We start from the raw sequence: 15160 nt of genomic DNA on the forward strand, positions 1-15160 counted from the left end.
CGGGAAGCCCCGGCAACTGCCGGTTCACTTACTGGTCATTCCGAACGGGCATTACGCGTCGGCGTTACGACGGCGTACCACGTAGGTTCCGCCGGCTGCTGCGGCCAGGACGAGGCCACCGCCGAGGGCGATCATGCCCATGTTGCTGGTGCTTTCCTGGGCAACGCCGGTGTCGGCTCCGCCGGCAGGCATGTCGCCCATCTGCGACTCGACGAGGGTTCCACACAGTGCTGGTGAGGTTGCTGCCAGGGGCAGTGCCGGGTCGAGGTCGCTGGGTGCTGCTGCGGCTTCGGCGCTCAGGGTGGCCGGGTCCAGGCCGTGGACGACGACGACGGCGGTGCCGGCGGCGAGGGCCTTCTGGGTGGCGTCGTCGATCGTGATGGTGCGGTCGATGGTGTAGCTGCCGCCCTGGCCGCCGAGGGCGGTGTTCAGGCCCTCCGCTGGAGTGGTTGCACCGGAAGTGGTCAGCGTGGTGAGGATGCCGCCGTAGAAGGGGGCGCCTTCGGTGGTGTTGATGACGCCGTCGCCGTTGTCGTCAGCGGCTGGCGGTGGGCATTCGCCCAGGGCTCCGCCGTGGATGTGCTGGACGTGGGGGTAGGGGCCTCCCATGAAGGTTTCGGCGAGGCCGGAGACCTGCAGGTTCAGCTTGGCCTGGTCGCCGGTGACATCCAGGGTGATGGTTCCGGAACCGGTGGTGCCGTTGATCTGGCCCAGCGTGGATGAGTAGGTTCCGTCGTGTGCTGCCATGGCGGGGGATCCGGCCAGAGCGACGGTGCTAAGGGCGAGGGCTGGTACTGCGAGGAGACGCATTTTCTTGTTCATCAGGAATTCCTCCATAGTGCGAATGAAGCGCGCAGTGGATGCGCGCGTACCGGTACTTCGGCGTGACGACAGTCACGGATGGGTGGAGATGGGAAAATTCTTTAAATTTCCTGACCGTTCGCCTGCGGTGGACGGCTGCACGGATTCCGCCTGTTGTTTGGGAGACTTGGAGAATGCAGTCATTGGGTAGTACCGGCCGGCCGGCGGGCCGGGGAATCAGTATGCGAATGGGCAGTGCGGGCATGGCGGTCATGCTGGTGGTGTTCCTGGTCGCGGTGGTCTTCGCGGCGAACGAGAACGACGTCGTCGGATGGCTGGTGGTGATCATCTCGCTCGGCTGGCTGCTCGTGTTCAGTTTCGTCGTGTTCAGCCTCCGCTCTGCCGCCAGGAGGGCGGCTGAGAAGATCAACGAGGCCCACCGGCACGGTATGGGCTCCCCGGGCGGACAGGACGCCCGGGTGTTCGACGAAGCCACCCTTGTGCGGGACAGGAAGCTCGACCACAGCTTCAAGATCGTCCAGGTCCAGGTGGGCGTGGTTCGCGAGTACCTCGACAGTGATGAGGCCATGGTGGAACGCGCCCTGGAGACCATCGAGATCACCTCCCATAACGCCCGGTCCATGATGAAGGGGAACGACGACGGCCCCGTGGAGGGCACGGTCATCAGTTGAGCTCCACCGGTCCGGCGCACGTGCCCTCCGACAGCTTTCACCAAGGGCCGCGGGGTAAGGTGGATCAGGTGAGTCTCGCTTCCGATACCTTCGAAAAACCCCTGCGGATCGCTTCCGTGAACGTCAACGGAATCCGTGCCGCCTACAAGCGGGGCATGCAGGACTGGCTCCTCTCCAGGGACGTGGACGTCCTCTGCCTCCAGGAGGTGAGGGCACCCGACGCGGTGGTCGGCGCACTGCTGGGCGACACCTGGCATGTGGTGCATGCCGAGGCCGAAGCCAAGGGACGGGCAGGGGTGGCGATAGCCTCCCGCCTTCCGTTCGCCGCAACCCGCGTGGGGATCGCCGACGACTACTTCGCGACGTCCGGCCGCTGGGTCGAAGCCGACTTCCGGATCAACGGGAGCACCCTGACGGTCGCCAGCGCCTACGTCCATTCGGGCGACGTCGGCACGCCGAAGCAGGACGACAAGTACCGTTTCCTGGATGCCATGACCGCGCGCCTGCAGGCGTTGCGCGAGTCCTCCGACCACGCCCTCGTGGTCGGGGACCTCAATGTGGGACACACCGTGCGCGACATCCGGAACTGGAAGGGAAACCTGAAGAGCGCGGGCTTCCTTCCGGAGGAACGGAAGTACTTCGACTCCTTCTTCTCGCCCGAGGGGGGCTACGTCGATGTCCACCGGAACCTCTCGGGCGACATCGACGGCCCCTACACCTGGTGGTCCTGGCGCGGAAAGGCCTTCGACAACGACGTCGGCTGGCGGATCGACTACCACCTCGCGACCCGGCAGCTCTCCGACGCGGCAGCGAACGCGGTGGTGGACCGGGCGGCGAGCTGGGACACCCGCTTCTCCGACCATGCGCCGCTCGTCGTCGATTATTCGATCTAGGGAATGGAACTCAGCCACATGGCCCTCCCCACGCCCCCCGCCCGGGCACGCATCCTCTCCGGGATGCAGCCGTCCGCCGGTTCGCTCCACCTCGGCAACTACCTCGGCGCGCTCGTCCACTGGGTCCGCATGCAGGAGGATTATGACGCCGTCTTCTTCATCCCGGACCTCCACGCCATCACGGTTCCGCAGGATCCCGTCGAGCTCGCAGCCCGCACCCGCAGCACAGCCGCCCAGTACATCGCGGGGGGAGTGGACGTCGAGAAGGCGACGCTGTTCGTGCAGTCCCACGTTCCGGAGCACGCCCAGCTCGCCTGGGTGCTGAACTGCATCACGGGGTTCGGTGAGGCATCACGCATGACGCAGTTCAAGGACAAGGCCTCGAAACAGGGGGCCGAAAGCGCCAGCGTGGGGCTCTACACCTACCCCATCCTCCAGGCAGCCGACATCCTGCTGTACCAGCCCGAGGGGGTGCCCGTGGGGGAGGACCAGCGGCAGCACGTCGAGCTGAGCCGCGACCTGGCCCAGCGCTTCAACACCCGTTTCGGGCAGGCGTTCACCGTGCCGCAGCCCTTCATCCAGAAGGAATCGGCGAAGATCTACGACCTGCAGAATCCGACGTCGAAGATGTCCAAATCGGCGGTGTCGCCGGCCGGCCTGATCAACCTCCTCGACGATCCGAAGGTGACGGCGAAACGCATCCGGTCCGCGGTCACCGACGCCGGCACAAGCATCCGTTTCGACGTTGCCGAAAAACCGGGGATCTCCAACCTGCTCACCATCTACTCGGGCCTTTCCGGCCGCAGCATCGCCGATCTGGAAGCCGACTACGAGGGTCGGATGTACGGCCACCTGAAAGTGGACCTGGCCGACGTCGTCGTCGAGACCCTGGGCCCGGTGCGGATGCGCGCCCAGGAGTTGCTGTCCGACCCCGCGGAGCTCGACCGGCTGCTGGCCAAGGGCGCGGCGAAGGCGCGTGGAATCGCAGCGGCAACACTCGCGGACGTGTATGCGAAGGTCGGGTTCCTTCCCGCTGCCGGAGCAGCAGTCAGATCAGTTGCCGGATCCACCGCCGGATTCACAGCCGGGCTCGGTGGCGAATCGAATATCGGCGCGGGAGTGCCATAGCGATGTGTGCCTCCACCTACCGGCCACTCGATGCGCCGGCCGACGCGGAATCGGAGCTGCCCGCTCTGAGCTGCGTGGGCATCACCATCCCCGTTCCGGAGCCGCTCGCCACCGAGCTGGAGAAGTGGCGGGCCTCCTTCGGCGATCCGATGGCCGTCCTGGTTCCGCCCCACATCACGCTGATCACGACGACGCCGGCCACGGATTGGCAGGGCACCATCGACCACGTCCGCCGCGTGGCGAAGGAACAGCGCTGCTTCACCGTGACCCTGAGGAGCAGCGGTTCGTTCCGCCCGTTGTCCCCCGTGGTCTTCCTCAAGCTGGACCAGGGGTTCGAGGAGTGCGTCGAGCTTCACGAGAAGCTGCAGACCGGCCCGCTGGAGCGGGATCTCGAGTTCCCGTTCCATCCCCACGTCACCGTGGCCCATGATGTCAGCGACGCCGGAATGGACGCTGCAGTGGAGGAACTGGAGTCCTTCGAGGCGTCGTTCCCGGTCCGTAGTATGGGGCTGTACGAACATCAACGGTCCGGGTTATGGAAGCTAAGGGAAGAGCTGAACTTTGGCGAAGACACTCAAGGCAGCGAAACCTCCGGTAGTTGAGCAGCCGTCCCCCGCCGACCGGCACGAGCTGACCCGGAAGGTCCTTGAAGCCCGGCAGAACCTCGGCAGGTCGAGGCGCGAGGGCGCAGGCGCAGGTGCACGCGCCGTCGCACACGTCTTCATCAGTCTTGCGCGCTTCAACACGCTGAAGCCCGTGCGTGTGATTCAGCTGTACGCCTGGCGCAGGGGCCCGCTCATGGCTGCGGGTATTGCCTACCGGATGTTCTTCGCCATCGGTGCCCTGCTCGTGGTGGGGTTCTCAACCCTGGGTCTCGTCATCTCCGGAGACACCGCGCTGCAGGAGCTCATCGTCAGCACGGTCGACTCCACGACCCCCGGGCTGATCGACACGGACGGAGAGGAAGGGGAACGCGGCCTGGCAACACCTCAGGAGCTTTTCGGGGCCACCAACGGCTATGGGCTGGCCCTCGCGATTTCTACTGCCGTCATGATCTTCACCTCCCTCGGCTGGATCTCGGGAATGCGGCAGGGTTTGCGGGGGATCTTTGCGCTTGAGCCCGTTCCGATCAATCCGGTGCTTGTCCGGGTCAAGGACCTCGGCATCCTCCTGGTGCTCGGAGTTGTCCTGATCATCACGACGGGCGTGGGCGTGGTGGTCAACACGCTGCTGGACCTGGCGCTGCAGTGGCTGGGCCTGTCGGAAGCAGCACGTCCTCTGACTCAGTTCGCGGGGTTCGCGGTGATGCTGCTTCTTGACACGGCGGTTGCGGTGATCCTGCTCCATTCGGCCCCCCGAATCGACATGCCCCGAAAGATCCTCCTCCAGGGTGCCTTGATTGCAGGAGTGGGAAGCACCATCCTGCGGACCTTCAGCACCCAGCTGCTGGGCAGCGGTGTGGAACGGAACCAGTTACTCCTGCCCTTTGCTGTGATCCTCGGTTTGTTCATCTGGTTCTTCCTCCTCAGCCAGGTGTACCTGGTGGCCGCCGCTTGGTGTGCGGTAGGCACAGCTGACGCGGAGGCGGACGCAGAACGGGACATCGAGGCCAAAGCTGGCACCCTGCGCCAGCAGAGCAGGCGCGCGGCCCGCAAATGACTCCCGTACCGGGCATGTTTCCACGAGAAGGAGGCAGCCCACTTCCGTGGGCTGCCTCCGAATCCGCTTCTTTCTTCCCTACGTCACTGCCGCGACGCAGCCTCGTGCCTAGACACTGCGGGTGAGGATGGCCTGCTTCACTTCGGAAATGGCCTTCGTCACCTGGATGCCGCGCGGGCATGCCTCGGTGCAGTTGAAGGTGGTGCGGCACCGCCACACACCTTCCTTGTCGTTGAGGATCTCGAGCCGCATGTCGCCGGCGTCGTCACGTGAATCGAAGATGAAACGGTGCGCGTTGACGATTGCCGCCGGACCGAAGTACTGGCCGTCGGTCCAGAAGACCGGGCACGACGACGTGCACGCCGCGCACAGGATGCACTTGGTGGTGTCGTCATAGCGCTCACGCTCCTCGGCCGACTGCAGCCGCTCCGCGCTGGGCTCGTGGCCCTTGCTGATGAGGAACGGCATGATCTCGCGGTAGGACTGGAAGAACGGCTCCATGTCCACGATGAGGTCCTTCTCCACGGGAAGACCCTTGATGGGTTCCACGAGGATGGGCTTCGACGTGTCGAGGTCCTTCAGGAGCGTCTTGCACGCCAGGCGGTTGCGGCCGTTGATACGCATGGCATCGGAGCCGCAGACGCCGTGGGCACACGAGCGGCGGAAGGAGACGGAGCCGTCGTGTTCCCATTTGACCTTGTGCAGGGCATCGAGCACACGGTCGGTCCCGTACATGGTCAGTTTCCACTCGTCCCAGTGGGCGTCGTCGGACACCTCGGGGTTGTAGCGGCGCACTTTCAGGGTGATGTCGAAGGTGGGGATCTCCCCGCCGCCGCCCACTCCCGGGGCCAGTTCGATTTTCGAGGCCGGCTCTTTCTCTACTGTTTCGGTACTCATCAGTACTTACGCTCCATGGGCTGGTATCGGGTGAAGACCACCGGTTTGGTCTCAAGGCGCACGCCGCTGGTTCTCACTGCGCTCGGGTCCTTGTAGGCCATGGAATGGGTCAGAAAGTTCTCGTCGTCGCGTTCCGGGTAGTCCTCGCGGAAGTGGCCCCCGCGGGATTCCTTACGGTGCAGGGCAGCTGCCGTCATGACCTTGGCCATGTCCAGCAGGAAACCGAGCTCCACAGCTTCGAGGAGATCCAGGTTGAAGCGCTTGCCTTTGTCCTGGACGGAGATGCGGGTGTAGCGCTCCTCGAGGCCATCGATCACTGCAAGGGCTTCGAGGAGGGTTTTTTCGGTGCGGAACACCTGGACGTTGGCGTCCATGATGTCCTGCAGTTCCTTGCGGATCAGCGCCACACGCTCGCCGCCCTCGGAACTGCGTGCTGTGTTGAGCAGTGCCTCGGTGTCGGCGAGCGGGTTGTCCGGAATCTCCACGAAGTCGGCGGTCTGCGCGTACTCGGCGGCAGCCAGGCCAGCACGCTTCCCGAACACGTTGATGTCGAGCAGCGAGTTGGTGCCGAGGCGGTTCGATCCGTGGACCGAGACGCAGGCCACCTCGCCGGCGGCATAGAGGCCGGGTACCACGGTGTCGTTGTCGGAGAGCACCTCGGCCTTGACGTTCGTGGGGATACCGCCCATTGCATAGTGCGCGGTGGGAAAGACCGGCACGGGTTCGGTGTAGGGCTCGACTCCGAGGTAGGTGCGTGCGAACTCGGTGATGTCGGGAAGCTTCGCGTCGATGTGCGCGGGCTCGAGGTGGGTCAGGTCCAGCAGGACATAGTCCTTGTTGGGGCCCGCGCCACGTCCCTCGCGGACCTCGTTGGCCATGGACCGCGCCACGATGTCGCGGGGAGCGAGGTCCTTGATGGTCGGCGCGTAGCGCTCCATGAACCGTTCGCCCTCGGAGTTGCGGAGGATCGCTCCCTCGCCGCGGGCCGCCTCCGAGAGGAGGATGCCGAGGCCTGCGAGGCCGGTCGGGTGGAACTGGAAGAACTCCATGTCCTCGAGGGGGATGCCACGCCGGAAGGCGATGCCCATGCCGTCCCCGGTCAGAGTGTGCGCATTCGAGGTGGTCTTGTAGACCTTGCCCACACCGCCGGACGCGAAGACCACCGACTTTGCCTGGAAGATATGGAGTTCACCTGTTGCCAGGTCGTAGGACACGACGCCGGCTACGCGTTTCGCGATGCGGGTGACGCCGTCGACCGTCTCCTCCTGGTCCACCATCAGGAGATCGAGCACGTAGTACTCGTTGTAGAACTCGACGTTGTGCTTGACGCAGTTCTGGTAGAGGGTCTGGAGGATCATGTGGCCGGTGCGGTCGGCCGCATAGCAGGAGCGGCGGACCGGGGCCTTGCCGTGGTCACGCGTGTGGCCGCCGAACCGCCGCTGGTCGATCCGGCCCTCGGGCGTCCGGTTGAACGGAAGCCCCATCTTCTCGAGATCGAGCACGGCTTCGATCGCTTCCTTCGCCATGACCTCTGCGGCATCCTGGTCCACCAGGTAGTCGCCGCCCTTGACGGTGTCGAACGTGTGCCATTCCCAGTTGTCTTCCTCGACATTGGCGAGGGCGGCGCACATTCCGCCCTGTGCGGCACCCGTGTGGGACCGCGTCGGGTAAAGCTTGGTCAGTACCGCCGTTCGCGCGCGCTGACCGGATTCGATCGCTGCGCGCATGCCGGCGCCGCCGGCGCCTACGATGACGACGTCGTACTTGTGGACCTGCATGCTGGTCGCTCTTTCTGTTGAAAATAGAGAAGTGTGCTGCGCCGGAGCCCGGGGGAGCAGGGCTCCGGTCGCTAGAAGGGTGTGCGCCTAGGAGGTGGGGCAGTACTCGGCTACATGGGCGACGCCGTCGATCACGGGGCAGGGATCGAAGGTGAAGATCACCAGGGTGCCGAGGATGACGATGACGACGGTCGAGGCGTAGAGCACGCCCTTGAGCCACATGCGGGTCGAGTTCTTCTCGGCGTAGTCGTTGATGATCACGCGGACACCGTTCGTGCCGTGGAGCATCGCGAGCCACAGCATGGTGAGATCCCAGATCTGCCATACCGGGTCCGCCCACTTGCCCGCCACGAAGCCGAAGTCCACGCCGCTGATGCCGTCTCCGGCGATCAGGCTGGTCCATAGGTGGACGAAGATCAGGACCACGAGGATGGCCCCCGAGAGGCGCATGAAGAGCCACGCGATCATCTCGAAGTTGCCCCTGGAGGAATTGGTCCGTGTGTAGCCCGGGGCCACCCTGCCGGAGCGGGGACTTTCAATAGTTGGAACAGCCACGGCCTTTAACCTCCGAAAACGTGCGAGAGATGGCGGATCGAGAACGCGATCATGGTGATTGCCCACAGTCCGACGACGCCCCAGAGCATCTGGCGGTGGTAGCGGGGGCCCTGTTTCCAGAAGTCCACAGCAATGACACGGAGACCGTTGAAGGCGTGGAAGACGATGGCTGCGACAAGGCCGAGCTCACCGAGTCCCATGATGGGGTTCTTGTAGGAAGCGATGACGGCGTCATACGCTTCGGGTGAGACACGCACAAGGGATGTATCGAGAACGTGCACGAGGAGGAAAAAGAAAATCACTACCCCGGTGATGCGGTGCGCCACCCAGGACCACTGGCCTTCCCGGCCACGGTAGAGGGTGCCTGCTGGTGTCAGTGTCTTCGACATTGAAATAACCTCCCTGCATCGCAGCGGCGTTAGCGTGTCGTCCACGCAGGGATTACGCCGGAGCGAGAGCACTCTATCGATAAGGATAATCTAGGTTGCCCGTCATCCCGGTTCAATTTAGGCCTTCCTACCCTGTGATGTTGTTTACATTGCAGGGTTGCTTGCCGCCGTATCGAGCCCGCGTTTCGGGCCGTGCGTTAATGTGGAAGCAATGACTACTGAGAGGGCTGCTGCCCAGAACCCCGACAGCGTGCTCGACCGGTTCTACGGCGTTATACCCGCCGGGGGTACCGGGACGCGGCTCTGGCCGCTGTCGCGTGCCGCGGCCCCCAAGTTCCTCCACGACCTCACGGGGTCGGGAAGTACGCTGATCCGAGCCACCTATGACCGCCTCCGCCCACTGTGCGGTGGGCGGACCATGGTGGTGACCGGCATCGCGCACCGGCGCGCTGTGCTCAAGCAGCTGCCGGAGATCGAGGACCGGGACCTGGTGCTCGAGAGCGAGCCGAAGGATTCCGCAGCGGCGATCGGCCTCGCCGCGGCCATCCTGCACCAGCGGGACCCGGACACCATCATGGGGTCCTTCGCGGCGGACCAGGTCATCACGCCGGTCGAGGTCTTCCAGGAGGCGGTGCGTGAAGCCATCCACACCGCGGCGCAGGGCTACATCGTGACCATCGGCATCGAACCCACCCACCCGTCCACCGGCTTCGGTTATATCCGCGCGGGCGCCGCACTCGACGTCCCGGGTGCTCCCACCGCGCACGCCGTCATCGAGTTCGTCGAGAAGCCCTCCGAAGAGGTGGCCCTCGGTTACCTCGAAAGTGGAAGCTACAGCTGGAACGCGGGGATGTTCGTGGCTCCCGTGGCCCTGATGCTGAAGCACCTCGAGGCGAACGAACCGGTGCTCTACGAGGGGCTCGCCGAGATCGCAGCAGCATGGGACACCCCACGGCGCGTGGAGGTGGCCCGCCGGGTGTGGCCCGGCCTCCCGAAGATCGCGATCGACTACGCGGTGGCTGAACCGGCTGCGGCCGCAGGCGACGTCGCCATGATCCCCGGCGCCTTCAGCTGGGACGACGTCGGCGACTTCGCGGCGATCGGACGGTTGAACCCGGCGACCGAGAACCGGGAACTGACGGTGATGGGCGAGGGCGCACGGGTGTTCTCGGAGAATGCCTCGGGCATCGTGGTGACGGACACCAAGCGGGTCATCGCGCTGATCGGTATCAAGGACGTCGTCATCGTGGACACCCCGGATGCGCTGCTGGTCACCACCAAGGAGCACGCCCAGGAAGTCAAGAAGGCGGTGGAGCACCTGAGGGCCAGCGGCGACACCGACGTCCTGTAGCTCGCCGGTAGGCTGTAGCGGTGGAAACTACTCGCTCCTACGGAGCCGTCCCCCCGGTCGGCGTGTGGCTCGCGCCTGTACTCGAGGACCTGATCAGCTTCCGCCGGGACCTCCATGAGCACCCCGAGCTTTCCTATGAGGAGCACCGGACCACCGACCGCCTGGTGGAGCGCCTCGAGCGGGCAGGGATGGCGCCGAAGAGGCTTGAGAACACCGGCCTCTATGTCGACATCGGCGACGGTCCGCTGCGGATCGGGCTCCGGGCCGACATCGACGCCCTGCCGATCATCGAGGAGACGGGCCTGCCCTACAGTTCGGCCACTACCGGGGTAGCCCACTCCTGCGGCCACGACGTCCATGCCACCGTCATGCTCGGTGTGGCGCTGGTCCTTGCCTCGATGCATGAGGAAGCGCCCCTTGCCGGCTCGGTCCGCATCATCTTCCAGCCCGCCGAGGAGATGATGCCGGGCGGGGCCCTGGACATCATCGCCCAGGGCATCCTTGCCGGAGTGCCCCGCATCCTCGCCCTGCACTGCGACCCCCGGATCGACGTCGGCCAGGTGGGTACCCGGATCGGGGCCATCACCTCGGCCTCCGACACGGTGCGCGTCGAACTGGCCGGACGCGGCGGGCACACCTCGCGGCCGCACCTGACCGAGGACCTCGTGTTCGCGCTCGCCGCCATCGCCGTCAACGTGCCCGCCGTCCTGTCGCGGCGCATCGATGTCCGCAGTGCCGTGTCGGTGGTCTGGGGCCAGATCCACGCAGGATCGGCGCCGAATGCCATTCCCGCCCACGGTTTCCTGTCGGGAACACTCCGCTGCCTCGATGGCGAAGCGTGGGAGTCGGCGGGCGAACTGCTGGACAGCGCGGTGCGCCAGGTCGCCGCGCCCTTCGGCGTCGAGGTGAAGCTCGAGCACATCCGCGGAGTTCCTCCGGTGGTGAACTCCGAAGCCGAGACCGGCCTGCTGGAGGCTGCGGCGCGCGCCGAACTGGGCGACGACGCCGTCGTGCTGACCCCGCAGTCCATGGGCGGCGAGGACTTCGCCTGGATGACCCAGGAAGTGCCCGGCGCCATGATGAGGCTCGGGACCCGCTCGCCGGATGGTGAGACCTTCGATCTCCACCGCGGGGACTACGCACCCGATGAGCTCGCCATCGGCTACGGGGTGCGGGTCATGGCTGCCGCGGCGCTTCGGGCGGTGCTCGGCCTGCGCCACTGAGCTTCCCGGCACGATTCGGCGTCCAGCGCGCAGCAATGACGGAAAAAGTGCCTCCGGGACGTTATTCCTGCGCACTCGATGGGGGAAGAGCTTCAGCGGGACTGATTCCCGGCCGCGAAGTTGGTAACGAATCCTGAACGATCGGCGGCCGGCGGGCGCGTTCCGTTAGTGTTCCACCTCACCTGCCCCTAGAGTATTCGCATACGCGCTGCACCGACGGTGTCGCAAGCGCCACAACCGGTTCTCGTGAAAACAGAGCTTCCAGCACCCCAGGGTGCCTGGGAACGGACACTCATCGGGAACCATCCGGGTGGCATATCCCTTTTCCTGGAGGAATCTTGAAGAACTCACTGCGCAAATTCCCGCGCGGCACCGGCCTGTCGGCCACCGTCCTCGGCGCATCGGCCCTCGTCCTCAGCGGTTGCGGCGCCCCGCCGGCCGAGGATGCCCCGGACGCGACGGCTGCTGCCGGAAGCGACTACCTCGGATGCATCGTCTCCGACTCCGGAGGATTCGATGACCGCTCGTTCAACCAGTCGAGCTACGAGGGCCTGAAGCAGGCTGAAGCGGATCTCGGCATCGAGATCAACCAGGCCGAGTCCCAGGCCGAGACCGACTTCGGCCCGAACGTCGACAGCATGGTGCAGGGCGGCTGCGATATGACGATCACCGTCGGCTTCCTGCTCGCCGACACCACCAAGGCAGCAGCCGAGGCGAACCCGGACGCGAACTTCGCGATCGTCGACGACAACTCGATCGACCTCCCGAACGTCAAACCGATCATCTATGACACGGCACAGGCCGCCTTCCTCGCCGGCTACGCTGCTGCCGCCACCTCCGAAACGGGCAAGGTGGCGACGTACGGCGGGATCAACATCCCTACCGTCACCATCTTCATGGACGGCTTCGCCGACGGCATCGCCTACTACAACGAGCAGAACGGCGCGGAGGTGGAACTCCTCGGTTGGGACAAGGAAGCCCAGAACGGCACGTTCATCGGCAACTTCAACGACCAGGGCGCCGGCAAGACCAATACCCAGAACTTCATCAACGAGGGCGCCGACGTCATCATGCCCGTCGCCGGGCCCGTGGGCCTCGGAACGCTCGACGCCGTGATCGAGGCCAATGCGGCCGGCGGAAACGCCCGGGTGGTCTGGGTGGACTCCGACGGCTACGAGACCGCGGGCAAGGGTGAGGAGTTCATCCTCACCTCGGTCATGAAGCTCATGGGCGACGCCGTCGAGGAAGTCATCAAGACCGACGTCGAGGGCAACTTCGACAACGCCCCCTACGTCGGGACGCTCGAGAACGGCGGAGTTGCACTGGCTCCCTTCCACGACCAGGAAGCGAATGTTCCCGAAGACCTGCAGGCGCAGCTCGACGAGATCACCGAGCAGATCATCTCGGGTGACATCACCGTCGAGTCCGGGGCTAGCCCACAGCAGTAACCTCACCAGAAATCGACGAACCGCTTCCCACCCGCGGATGAACCCGCAGGGAGGGAAGCGGTTCGTTTTTGCCGCCGGTGCGTCGACCTCCCGCAGAACCGGTATCCTTCACCTGAATTCATAAGCAAAGAACAGGCTGGTTGGGTTGTGAAACTCGAACTCAAGGGCATCACCAAACGATTCGGAACGCTGGTCGCCAACGATTCCATCGACCTCGTGGTGGAGCCGGGCCAGGTCCACAGCCTGCTCGGAGAGAACGGAGCTGGCAAGTCCACGCTCATGAACGTCCTCTACGGACTGTACGACCCCACCGAGGGGGAGATCCTCGTGAATGACCGGCCCGTCACCTTTCGGGGTCCCGGGGACGCCATGGCCGCCGGGATCGGCATGGTGCACCAGCACTTCATGCTGGTCCCGGTCTTCACCGTCGCGGAGAACGTGGCGCTGGGCAATGAGGCCACCAAGGCCGGGGGGATGCTCAACCTGCAGGATACCCGCACTCGGATCCGGCAGATCTCCGACCAGTACGGGTTCGACGTCGATCCCGATGCGGTGGTCGAGGACCTGCCCGTCGGCGTCCAGCAGCGCGTCGAGATCATCAAGGCGCTCGTGCGCGACGCCGAGGTGCTGATCCTTGACGAACCGACCGCCGTGCTCACCCCCAAGGAGACCGACGAGCTGCTCGGTATCATGGGCCAGCTCAAGGCGGACGGCAAGTCGATCGTCTTCATCTCCCACAAGCTTCGCGAGGTCAAGGCGGTTTCGGACATCATCACCGTGGTGCGCCGGGGCAAGGTCGTGGGGACAGCGGATCCCGGGGCTCCCACCACGGAACTCGCGTCCCTCATGGTGGGCCGCTCGGTCAGCCTGACGCTCCAGAAGGAACCCGCCAGGCCGGGGGAGGTGTCCTTCAGCGTGAAGGACCTCGTGGTCCAGGCGGCCAACGGGCAGCGCGTGGTGGACGGGCTGAGCTTCGATGTGGCGCGGGGGGAGATCCTCGCGATCGCCGGCGTCCAGGGCAATGGGCAGACCGAACTCACGGAGGCCATCCTCGGACTCCAGGACCACGTTCACGGTTCCATCCTGCTGGAGGGCCAGGAGCTCCTGGGGCGGAAGGTCAAGGACGTCATCCGTGCCGGAGTGGGTTTCGTTCCCGAGGACCGCAGCGTCGAGGGCCTCGTGGGAAGCTTCTCCGTCGCCGAGAACCTGATCCTGAACCGCTACGACCAGGCGCCGTTCGCCAGGGGCCTTTCGATGTCCTCCGCGGTCATCGAGAAGAACGCCCAGGAGAAAATCGCCGAGTACGACGTGCGGACCCAGTCGGCAGCGGCTGCCGCCGGCACCCTCTCGGGCGGCAACCAGCAGAAGGTCGTCATGGCCCGCGAACTCTCGCGGCCGCTCAAACTGTTCATCGCCTCCCAGCCCACCCGCGGCGTCGACGTCGGCTCCATCGAGTTCCTGCACCGGCGTATCGTCGCCGAGCGTGACAGCGGCACCCCCGTCATCATCGTCTCGACCGAACTCGACGAGGTGCTCGAACTCGCCGACCGCATCGCGGTCCTGTACCGCGGCCGGCTCATGGGCATCGTCCCGGGAGCTGTCTCCCGGGACGTCCTCGGCCTGATGATGGCCGGCATGCAGGGCGACGAAGCGCTGGCGCAGGCCAACAACATCCAGGGAGAAAAACAGTGAGTGTGCAGGGAAGCCAGCCGGTTGCCGGATCGCAGTCGGTGATGCACCGGATCAGAACGGGAAACGCCCTCGTGGCGGTGCTCGCGGTGCTGATGTCGCTGATCCTCGGCGGGCTGTTGATCGCCGTGACGGACCCGGAGGTGGCTTCCTCGGCGTCGTACTTCTTCAGCCGCCCGCAGGACACCCTGTCGGCCGGCTGGGCCGCCGCCTCCGGCGCCTATCTTGCGCTGTTCCAGGGCTCCGTCTTCAACTTCGAGGGTGAGACGTTCACCCGCATGATCTATCCGCTGACGCAGACGCTCACGGTGGCCACGCCGCTGATCTGCGCCGGCCTCGGCGTGGCCCTGGCCTTCCGGGCCGGCCTGTTCAACATCGGCGCGCAAGGGCAGATCCTGATCGGTGCGACATTCGCCGGCTGGGTGGGGTTCACGCTCCACCTTCCCGCGGGCATCCACCTGCTGCTCGTGATTCTCGCGGGAATGCTCGGCGGGGCGCTCTGGGGCGGGCTGGTGGGCGTTCTCAAGGCACGCACCGGTGCCCACGAGGTGATCCTCACCATCATGCTCAACTATGTGGCGGTCAACCTCGTGCTGTACTTCCTCAGCACCCCCGCCTTCCAACGGCCCGGCTCGACCAACCCCATCAGCCCCCAAC

General features: G+C 65.4%; 15 protein-coding genes. 10 read left to right on the forward strand and 5 right to left on the reverse strand.

The window, feature by feature from the left end; all coding sequences use genetic code 11:
- Positions 1 to 51 precede the first annotated feature (51 nt).
- Positions 52 to 822, reverse strand: coding sequence for a CHRD domain-containing protein (locus Y705_RS0107930; RefSeq protein WP_026532472.1), 771 nt, complete (start codon positions 820 to 822; stop codon positions 52 to 54).
- Positions 823 to 995: 173 nt separating this feature from the next.
- Between Y705_RS0107930 and Y705_RS0107935 the strand changes: the two genes are divergently transcribed.
- From Y705_RS0107935 to Y705_RS18350, 5 genes are read left to right on the forward strand one after another with little or no spacing between them, the layout of a single operon-like run.
- Entirely contained in the window at positions 996 to 1493 is a 498-nt protein-coding gene (locus Y705_RS0107935; protein ID WP_026532473.1) for a hypothetical protein, read from the forward strand.
- 59 nt (positions 1494 to 1552) lie between these two features.
- The gene (locus tag Y705_RS0107940) at positions 1553 to 2386 is read left to right on the forward strand and encodes an exodeoxyribonuclease III (protein WP_026532474.1); all 834 of its coding nucleotides are present in this window, start codon (positions 1553 to 1555) and stop codon (positions 2384 to 2386) included.
- A 3-nt stretch (positions 2387 to 2389) separates the two neighbouring features.
- Positions 2390 to 3514 (forward strand): tryptophan--tRNA ligase, encoded by a 1125-nt coding sequence (gene trpS / locus Y705_RS18345; protein ID WP_049822456.1) that lies wholly within the window; start codon positions 2390 to 2392, stop codon positions 3512 to 3514.
- Positions 3515 to 3516: 2 nt separating this feature from the next.
- Positions 3517 to 4116, forward strand: a complete 600-nt coding sequence (locus tag Y705_RS0107950; protein ID WP_081737899.1) for a 2'-5' RNA ligase family protein — start codon at positions 3517 to 3519, stop codon at positions 4114 to 4116.
- Positions 4076 to 5173: a YihY/virulence factor BrkB family protein gene (locus Y705_RS18350; RefSeq protein ID WP_049822457.1), complete on the forward strand. Its 1098-nt coding sequence runs from the start codon at positions 4076 to 4078 to the stop codon at positions 5171 to 5173. The genes Y705_RS0107950 and Y705_RS18350 overlap by 41 nt, the downstream gene beginning before the upstream one ends.
- Before the next feature lie 108 nt (positions 5174 to 5281).
- Here Y705_RS18350 and Y705_RS0107960 read toward each other — a convergent pair whose 3' ends face one another.
- The 4 genes from Y705_RS0107960 to sdhC form a co-directional block, all read right to left on the reverse strand.
- A complete protein-coding gene (locus tag Y705_RS0107960; protein WP_026532476.1) occupies positions 5282 to 6070 on the reverse strand; it encodes a succinate dehydrogenase iron-sulfur subunit in 789 nt (262 codons plus the stop codon).
- The gene (gene sdhA, locus Y705_RS0107965; protein WP_026532477.1) at positions 6070 to 7848 is read right to left on the reverse strand and encodes a succinate dehydrogenase flavoprotein subunit; all 1779 of its coding nucleotides are present in this window, start codon (positions 7846 to 7848) and stop codon (positions 6070 to 6072) included. Before sdhA ends, Y705_RS0107960 begins: the two co-directional genes overlap by 1 nt.
- Before the next feature lie 87 nt (positions 7849 to 7935).
- Positions 7936 to 8403, reverse strand: coding sequence for a succinate dehydrogenase hydrophobic membrane anchor subunit (locus tag Y705_RS0107970; RefSeq protein WP_026532478.1), 468 nt, complete (start codon positions 8401 to 8403; stop codon positions 7936 to 7938).
- A 5-nt stretch (positions 8404 to 8408) separates the two neighbouring features.
- Entirely contained in the window at positions 8409 to 8792 is a 384-nt protein-coding gene (gene sdhC / locus Y705_RS0107975) for a succinate dehydrogenase, cytochrome b556 subunit (RefSeq protein ID WP_026532479.1), read from the reverse strand.
- Positions 8793 to 9003: 211 nt separating this feature from the next.
- On the opposite strand from sdhC, the gene Y705_RS0107980 reads away from it, so the two are divergent.
- From Y705_RS0107980 to Y705_RS18360, 5 genes are all read left to right on the forward strand, one after another.
- Positions 9004 to 10143 carry a mannose-1-phosphate guanylyltransferase gene (locus Y705_RS0107980; protein WP_026532480.1) on the forward strand — a complete coding sequence of 380 codons (1140 nt, stop codon included), beginning with the start codon at positions 9004 to 9006 and terminating at the stop codon, positions 10141 to 10143.
- Positions 10144 to 10163: 20 nt separating this feature from the next.
- On the forward strand, positions 10164 to 11366 hold the full coding sequence (locus tag Y705_RS0107985) for an amidohydrolase (protein WP_026532481.1): 1203 nt from the start codon (positions 10164 to 10166) through the stop codon (positions 11364 to 11366).
- 338 nt (positions 11367 to 11704) lie between these two features.
- Complete coding sequence (locus Y705_RS0107990) at positions 11705 to 12814, forward strand: BMP family lipoprotein (protein WP_026532482.1); 1110 nt, start codon at positions 11705 to 11707, stop codon at positions 12812 to 12814.
- 147 nt (positions 12815 to 12961) lie between these two features.
- Positions 12962 to 14506 (forward strand): ABC transporter ATP-binding protein, encoded by a 1545-nt coding sequence (locus Y705_RS18355; protein ID WP_049822458.1) that lies wholly within the window; start codon positions 12962 to 12964, stop codon positions 14504 to 14506.
- Positions 14503 to 15160 (forward strand): ABC transporter permease (locus Y705_RS18360; RefSeq protein WP_444826171.1); only part of this gene is annotated, 658 nt, incomplete at its 3' end. The genes Y705_RS18355 and Y705_RS18360, both read left to right, overlap by 4 nt.

Source organism: Arthrobacter sp. H41, assembly GCF_000520535.1.
Classification (GTDB): domain Bacteria; phylum Actinomycetota; class Actinomycetes; order Actinomycetales; family Micrococcaceae; genus Arthrobacter_D.

Excerpts from the sequence above, each read along its gene's own strand:
- Y705_RS0107930 (WP_026532472.1), bottom strand. The coding sequence starts at position 822 with ATGAACAAGAAAATGCGTCTCCTCGCAGTACCAGCCCTCGCCCTTAGC.
- Y705_RS0107935 (WP_026532473.1), top strand. The coding sequence starts at position 996 with ATGCAGTCATTGGGTAGTACCGGCCGGCCGGCGGGCCGGGGAATCAGT.
- trpS (WP_049822456.1), top strand. The coding sequence starts at position 2,390 with ATGGAACTCAGCCACATGGCCCTCCCCACGCCCCCCGCCCGGGCACGC.
- Y705_RS0107950 (WP_081737899.1), top strand. The coding sequence starts at position 3,517 with ATGTGTGCCTCCACCTACCGGCCACTCGATGCGCCGGCCGACGCGGAA.
- Y705_RS0107960 (WP_026532476.1), bottom strand. The coding sequence starts at position 6,070 with ATGAGTACCGAAACAGTAGAGAAAGAGCCGGCCTCGAAAATCGAACTG.
- sdhA (WP_026532477.1), bottom strand. The coding sequence starts at position 7,848 with ATGCAGGTCCACAAGTACGACGTCGTCATCGTAGGCGCCGGCGGCGCC.
- sdhC (WP_026532479.1), bottom strand. The coding sequence starts at position 8,792 with ATGTCGAAGACACTGACACCAGCAGGCACCCTCTACCGTGGCCGGGAA.
- Y705_RS0107980 (WP_026532480.1), top strand. The coding sequence starts at position 9,004 with ATGACTACTGAGAGGGCTGCTGCCCAGAACCCCGACAGCGTGCTCGAC.